The following is a 7,237-nucleotide window of genomic DNA, read 5'->3' as shown; positions in this document are numbered from 1 at the left end:
CCGGCCCCGCACCGCACGCGGGACCGGCCCTGCCGCTCACCTGCCGCTCACCCTTCGGTCAACTGCTGCTGACGCTCTCGCTGTTGACGGCGAAGTCCAGCCCGCCGGAAGAGGACGTGATCTCGAAGCCGAACTGGAAGTCGCCGATGGTGACGTTCCCGAACCAGCCCTTGGTGTCCTTGATCCACTTCAGGATCGGCAGGACGCCGACGGTGCCGGAGGACGAGTTCGCGGTGCGTACGAACGAGAAGACGTCGTTCGAGCCGTTGTTGCCCTTGTAGACGGTCCAGGTGTGGCCGCCCAGGGTGACCGTGCCCTGCGAGGTGCCGAGCGGGCCGACGGCACCGGTGTGGTTCATCCAGAGCATGATCTCGTACTTGTGGCCCGTGTCCCAGATGTCGTACGACGTGTTGTACGCGCCGGACGACGGGACCGTGACGTTGTAGCTGGAGTTGAGCGAGGAGAGCGAGGTGATCGACTTGCCGATCACCGCCTTGGCGTCGGGGTAGGACTTGATGCCGCCGGTGTTGGGGTGGTTGGCCCAGACCCCCCAGTTGGTGCCGGAGTTGGCCCAGATGCACTGGCTGCCGGCGCCGGAACCCCAGATGTTGTTGTAGAGGGTGTAGCCGTTCAGCGTGGTGCTTCCCCACTGGTCGCAGGAGCTCCAGACAGCGGCCGAGGCGGGTGCGGAGGCGAGGCCGACGGTGGCGCCGAGGGCGAGCGCGGGGGCGATCAGGGCCTTGGCGGCCCTGCCGAGCATGCGTGGTGCCATGGTGTCCCTTCCATGGGTGGGGGGAGGTGCGGTGGCTACCACGTCCCCAGGGTGAGGACGTGGTCTTCTCCGGCGACGAGGTCGAGCGGCCGACTGCCGGAGGAAGTCCACAGGTCGACGCGGAGCGTCCGGTGCGGCTTGAGGACGGCTCGCGCGCCGTCCGGGGTCCAGTCCAGGTCGAGTTCGGCTCCGAAGCGGGTGCGGACGCCGTGCAGCCGGCCCGTGCCCAGGGCGCTCGGCGGCGCCGGGAGCAGGACCAGGCGGTCCGGGGTGGACTGGACGAGGGCTTCGACGAGCACGGCGGGCAGGGTGTGCGCGGCGTCGGCGTTGTAGACGTCGCGGTGCGGGTAGTGGGCGCTCATCAGGGAGGCGTGGAAGAAGTCGCCGTCCAGGACCTGGGCGAGGGCGGCGGTGACCCGCTCGCCGTCCCGCAGGCGGGCCGCGACGAGGGCGTGGTGGAGGTGGCCGTGGGCCGAGTCGTTCTCGGCGCCGCGCAGTTCGAGCGCGCGGTGGGCGGCGGCCGCGAGCTCCGGGGTGTCGTACGGGGTGATCTCGTCGAGCGGCCAGACGCCGTAGAGGTGACTGAGGTGGCGGTGGTCGTAGTTGTCGTCGAGGCCGGGCCAGGCCCATTCGGCGAGCGCCCCGTCGGCGTTGACGCGGTGCGGGGGGAGCCGGTCGGCCAGGGCCCGCCAGCGGTCGCCGTCCGGGCCCGGGTGGTAGTCGGCTGCGGTGCGCAGGGCGTGCCGGGCGGCGGAGAGGTCCATCGCCGCGTTGACCGCGCCCCAGCTCGCGTTCGCGGGCCGGTTCTCGGGCGAGTAGGAGGGCACGATCACGAGGTGGCCGTCGGCGTCGGTCCGGGTGAGGAAGTCCTCGTAGAAACGGGCGACTTCGGCGAGCGCCGCCGCCGTCCGGGGATCGCGCTCGCCGCGGACCTCGTCGTGGTCCACGAGCGGCTTCAGCAGCCAGTCGGCGCCGGCCGTCCACAGGTGCAGCGGGTACTCGCGGCTGAAGTGGTACGACAGCCCGGACTCGCCGTCGCTGTGCGCGGGCGCGACCGCGCCCCGGGCGCCGAAGACCACGCGGGCGTTCTCCCGCCAGTCGTCCAGCTGGCGCTGGACCAGTGCGGCGCACGCCTCGGTGACCTCGGGCAGCGCGGCGGCCGCGGCCGAGGCCGTCTGGAGGTTGACGTTGGCGTCGTTGGTGAAGGCACCGGACCAGGCGGTGTCCCACTCGCCGGTCCACAGTCCGGTCAGGCGGGGCGGGTTGAGGCCGGAGGCGGAGAGCAGGTGGTAGCGGCCGGCGGCGAAGAGCCGCTCCAGGAGAGCCGCCCCGGCGGGCCGTGCGAGCAGCTGGGAGCCCGGGAGGGCGCGGTCGGCGGGGGCGGCGGCCAGATCGAGCGTCACGCGGGTGTAGGCGGTGCGGTGCGGGACGAGGTGGCGGGCGAGCAGCGCGTCGTACGGCTGCCGCTCGGCGAGCAGGTCGCCCAGGGCGCGCGCCTCGGCCGCCACGTCGAGTTCGCCGGTGTGGCGCCGGACCCGGGTGAGGAGGAGGACGGACTCCGCGCCGGTGACCCGGACGCCCGGCGGGACGAGTCCGGTGGTGCCGCCGGTGACGGCGACCAGGGTGACGCCGGTGTAGGCGCGGTCGTCGCCGGGGTAGCGGGCGCGGAGGCTGAGCACGGCGCCCTCGGGAATGCGCAGCGCGCCGTGGCCGACGCCCAGGTCGGACGGGGCGCCGGGGAGCCGGTGGTCGAGGGCGATGTCGAGATCGAGGCTCGCGGTGCCGGTGACCCGCTGCACGATCACGTCGTCCGCGCGGGAGACGAAGACCTGGCTGGTCCAGTCGGCGGCGGTGGCGCTGACCTCGCCGGTGGTGAAGTCGACGGCGCGGCGGTAGCCGTCGGCCCGGCCGTACGGCCTGCGCAGCCGGATCTGGAAGGCGGGGTGGAAGGGCTGCACCCACTGGAGCGGGCGGCCGTCGGTGAGGCGCTCGGCGGCGCCCCGGTCCCCGGCGAGCAGCCTGTCCTGCACGTCGGCGAGGTCGGCCGCCAGGCGGGGCGGGCGGGCCCGTTCGCCGCCGTTCGGACGGACCAGGGTGTGCTGGGTGACGATGACACGGTCGTCGTTCGGATCGCCGAACACGAGGACACCGTGCCGGCCGTTGCCGCTCAGGAAGCCGTCCTCCCAGCGGGCGGCGGGGGCGGGCTCCCAGGTGCCGTGGACGGGGCCGGTGGCGGTCACGGCTTGAGCACCGCCACTCCGTAGCGGCCGAGGACGAGCTCGTCCGCGACGTCGGCGCCGGTCAGCAGATCGTGATGTGTTCCCATGACAGGCACCTTTACCTGATCACGCCCGTGGTTGAAAAGGAACAGCAGGTCGCCGCGGCGGACCGCCTCGACACCGGCCGGCAGATCCTCCAGCACCGGCCCGACCCCCGCGTCGGCCGCGATCCCGCTGAGCAGGGCCCGCAGTGCTGCCGGCTCCGGCAGCGTGGAGAGGTACCAGGCACGCCCGTTGCGCAGCACGGCCGGCAGCCCGTCGAGTTCGCCGCCGTCGTACGGCACGGTCTGGGTGACACCGGGCGCGGCCTCGATCTCCTCCGACCACAGGGTCCCCCGGAACCCCTCGCACGCGACGGTCTCCCCCGCGTCCAGCGGCCACCACTCGTGCAGGGTGCGGATGCCGAACAGCTCGCGCAGCCGTGCGTCCATGCCGCCGGGGCGGATCCGGTCGTCCTCGTCGGCGATGCCGGTCAGGAATCCGCTGACGAGCGTGCCGCCGCCGCGGACGTGCGCGAGGAGGTTGTCGATCGCGGTGTCGGTGAGCAGGTAGAGCTGCGGAGCGACGACCAGCTTGTAGGCGGACAGGTCGTGCTCGGGGTGGGCGAAGTCGGTGGTGAGGTTCGCCTCCCACAGCGCCCGGTGCCAGGCGTGCAGGACGTCGGGGAGGTCCACCTCGGTGGAGAGCCGGCCCTCGTGGGCACCGGCCCACCAGGAGTGCCAGTCGTGGAGGATCGCGATGTCCGCGCATCCATGTCGTCCGGTCACCTCGGCCCCGATGGCGGCCAGCTCGGCGCCCAGCCGCTTGACCTCCTGGTAGGTACGGCCCTCCTCCCCCGCGTGGCTGACCATCCCGGAGTGGAACTTCTCCGCGCCCTGCCTGGACTGCCGCCACTGGAAGTAGCAGACGGCGTCGGCGCCCCGGGCCACGGCCTGGAGGGACCACTGGCGGTTGAGCCCGCGGGGCTTGGGGTGGTTCACCCCGCGCCAGTTGACCGGCCCGGCGGCCTGCTCCATGAGCATCCAGGGGCCGCGCGCCTGGGAGCGGGTGAGGTCGTGGACGAGCGCGCCGTGCTGCGGGCCGAGGGGATCTCGCGGGTCGGGGTAGAGGTCGACGGAGACGACGTCCTCCTCGGCCGCCCAGCGCCAGGCGTCCTGGCCGATCCACAGCGGCATGAAGTTGGTGGTCACCGGGATGTGCGGGGTGTGCCGGGCGACGATGTCCCGCTCCGCCGTACAGCACTCCAGGAGCATGTCGGAGGTGAAGCGGCGGAAGTCCAGCACCTGGGTGGGGTTCTTCAGGTAGTGGGTGTGGCGCGCGGGCAGGATGGCGTCCCAGGTGTCGTAGCCCTGGCCCCAGAACGCCGTGCCCCATGCGGTGTTGAGGGCGTCGAGGGTGCCGTAGCGCTCGCGCAGCCAGCGGCGGAACGCGGCGGCGGCCTCGTCGCCGTGGTCGAAGGTGCAGTACTCGTTGTTGATGTGCCACATGGTGAGGGCGGGGTGGCCGGCGTAGCGGGCGGCCAGGTCCTCGGTGATGGCGGCGGCGTGGCGGCGGTAGGTGGCGCTGGAGTGCGAGAAGTGCTGGCGGCCGCCCCACCACTCGGTCCGGCCGTCGGCGTCCCGGGGCAGGGTGTCGGGGTGCAGGCGGCCCAGCCAGGGCGGCGGTGACGAGGTGGGGGTGGCGAGGACGACGCCGATGCCGTTGTCGTGCATCAGGTCCATGAGCCGGTCCAGCCAGCCGAAGTCCCGCTCCCCCGGCCGGGGTTCGAGCCGCGCCCAGGAGAAGACGCCCATGGTCACGGAGTTGACGCCGGCGGCCCGCATCAGGCGGACGTCCTCCTGCCAGGTCTCCTCCGGCCACTGCTCGGGGTTGTAGTCGCCGCCGAAGAGGATCCGGCCGCGGGTGGCGTCGGCCAGCCCCGGCTGCTTGCGTGCGGCGGTCACCGGACCAGGTCCCCGTACTGGATGCCGCGCCCGTTGGTGGCCAGGTAGACCCTGCCGTACACGCGCGGGTCACCGGTGACGGCCTGCCCGGTCCACCCCCACTGGTGCCGGTCGTCGTTGATGCGGACCCAGGTCCCGGCCTCGTCGTCGGAGCGGTGGACGGCGGTGCCGGAGTCCGTGGCGCCGACCAGGTAGATCGCCGGGTAGCCGGCGCCGGGCGCCGCCTTGCCGAAGCCCAGGGTGTGGGCGGCCCGGCAGCTCGCGACCTTGGTGAAGGCGGCACCTCCGTCGGTGGACCGGTACAGGCCGCTCCACTTGACGCTCAGCCACAGGTCACCGGTCCTTCCCGGGGCGGCGACGAGCTGGAACTGACTGTCGCCGGCAGGCAGCCCGCCTGCACGCACTGTGAAGGTACGGCCACTGTCAGTGCTGGCCTGTAGCGTTCCTGTGTCGGTGTCGTACGCGTAGAAGAGCGTCGGGTCGGCCGGGTCGGCGACCGGCGTGGCGCCCTTCGGGAAGGAGGGGATCTCGGTCCAGCTGGCGCCGTTGTCGTCCGACCGGTGGGCGGGGTACTTGGTCCCGTCCCCGTGCACGAAGGACCACAGCAGCACGCTGCCGTCGGCGTTGGCGGCGATCGGCCCCGGTGCGTCGTGGGCGAGGGAGGGCTGGGCGGCGAAGGGCGCCCACGTCCGGCCCCCGTCGTTCGAGTACGCCCCGTTGCCGTGGTCGCCCCAGCCGGTGCGGACCACGTACGCCGGCCTGCCCGCGGCCTGCGCGAGCCCCGTCGCCGACCCGAACACGGGGTTCGTGGCCATCCCGCGGGACGGAGACGCGGTGAGCCGCTCGTGGTACAGGACTCCGATGTCCCCCGAGCCGCTCAGCAGGTGCGCCTCCCCGACCGGGGGCGACACCAGGTGGAGCACCGACGTCTCCTCCAGGCCGCGGGTCCGCGGGGACCAGTGGACGAGGTCACGGGTGCCGTAGAGGGTGGCGCCGGTGCCGTAGACGATGTGCTTCGCGTCGTACGGGTCGACGGCGACGGCCTGGATCCACCACCCGAACTTGGGCCGGTCGCCGCCCCACTTCAGGAAGGGGGTCTCCGACACGTCGAAGACGGCGGAGTCCTTGAGGGACGTCCAGGTGCGGCCGCCGTCGGTGGTCCGGTAGAGGGTGTCCACGGCCGACCACCGGTTGTTCGTGGAGACGACGACGGTACCGGGGCGGCGGGCGTCGACGGCGACCCCGCCGTAGCCGAAGGTGTCGCCGTCGCCGGGCGCGACAGGCGTGACGTCCGTCCACCGCCCGGTGGCCACGGCGAGCTTGTGCACGCTGCCGTCCGACTGTCCGTTGGGGCCGGGGGCGTCGGCGTACGTCACGTACAGCTCGCGGGCGTGGCGGTCGTAGGCGGCCCGGACCGGGACCTTGGCGAAGGCGCCGGTGGGCAGGCCGGGGACGGCCTCCCAGGTCGCTCCGTCGGCGGTGCGGTACAGGCTGACGGCGCTCGCGCCGCCGTCCCCGTCGGCCCAGCCGGCGTAGAGGACACGGCCGGCGGCCACGAGCAGGCTGACGCCCTGGCCGGAGGCGGAGGGGGTGGCCGGGAAGCCGTCGGCCGCCGCCCAGGTGGCGCCCCGGTCCGTCGACCTGAGCAGCCCGTCGTGCCGGGTGCCCAGCCAGAGGGTGTCGCTGTCCCGCGGGTCGACGAGGAGGCGCTCGCCCATGCCCCGGCCGTCCTCGTTGGCGCCGAGCTTGACGGTGAGGTCGGTGCGGGTCCAGGTGGCACCGCGGTCCTCGGAGCGCAGGACGGCACCGTTGCCGGCCCAGGACTGGGAGTAGGTGCCGAGGGCGAGGTAGAGCCGGTCCGGGTGGGCGGGGTCGACGGCGAGGGCCTCCACCCCGAGGAGGTTCCAGTCGTCCCAGCCGAGCTGGTCGGTGAGGGGGGTCCAGTGGGCGGCGCGGGCGTCCCAGCGGTAGGCGCCGCCGATGTCGGTGCGGGCGTAGGCGAGGCCGGGGACGGTGGGGTGGAAGAGGACGCCGGTGACGAAGCCGGTGCCGCCGATGACGGCGTTGCGCCAGCGGTACGCCTGCGGCTCGGGCTCGGCCGCGTGGGCGGTGGGGAGGGGGAGGGCGGTGAGGGCGGCAGCCGCTGCGGTGCCGGCGAGGACGGTTCTGCGGCGCAGGGTAGGCATGGGGAACCTTCGGGTGGCGTGGGTGGGTGGGTGGACCGGGGTGGAGGCGGGGCGGGG

4 protein-coding genes are annotated in these 7,237 nt (G+C 73.6%); all 4 read right to left on the bottom strand.

The genetic code is table 11. The features are described from left to right. Nucleotides 1–58: 58 nt before the first annotated feature. The 4 genes from AB0M11_RS35990 to AB0M11_RS35975 are packed head-to-tail and all read right to left on the bottom strand — an operon-like array spanning nucleotide 59 to nucleotide 7,180. Nucleotides 59–772, bottom strand: coding sequence for a hypothetical protein (locus AB0M11_RS35990; RefSeq protein ID WP_365712377.1), 714 nt, complete (start codon nucleotides 770–772; stop codon nucleotides 59–61). Nucleotides 773–807: 35 nt separating this feature from the next. Then, nucleotides 808–3,012 (bottom strand): glycoside hydrolase N-terminal domain-containing protein, encoded by a 2,205-nt coding sequence (locus tag AB0M11_RS35985; RefSeq protein ID WP_365712376.1) that lies wholly within the window; start codon nucleotides 3,010–3,012, stop codon nucleotides 808–810. Further along, the gene (locus tag AB0M11_RS35980; RefSeq protein ID WP_365712375.1) at nucleotides 3,009–4,994 is read right to left on the bottom strand and encodes a beta-galactosidase; all 1,986 of its coding nucleotides are present in this window, start codon (nucleotides 4,992–4,994) and stop codon (nucleotides 3,009–3,011) included. Before AB0M11_RS35980 ends, AB0M11_RS35985 begins: the two co-directional genes overlap by 4 nt. Continuing rightward, on the bottom strand, nucleotides 4,991–7,180 hold the full coding sequence (locus tag AB0M11_RS35975; protein WP_365712374.1) for a 1,4-beta-glucanase: 2,190 nt from the start codon (nucleotides 7,178–7,180) through the stop codon (nucleotides 4,991–4,993). Before AB0M11_RS35975 ends, AB0M11_RS35980 begins: the two co-directional genes overlap by 4 nt. Between the last annotated feature and the right edge of the window lie 57 nt (nucleotides 7,181–7,237).

It is taken from the genome of Streptomyces sp. NPDC051987, from assembly GCF_040680735.1.
Taxonomy (GTDB): Bacteria; Actinomycetota; Actinomycetes; order Streptomycetales; family Streptomycetaceae; genus Streptomyces.
The sequence above is the reverse complement of the archived record's forward strand: the minus strand, read 5'-3'. Positions and strand labels throughout refer to the sequence as shown.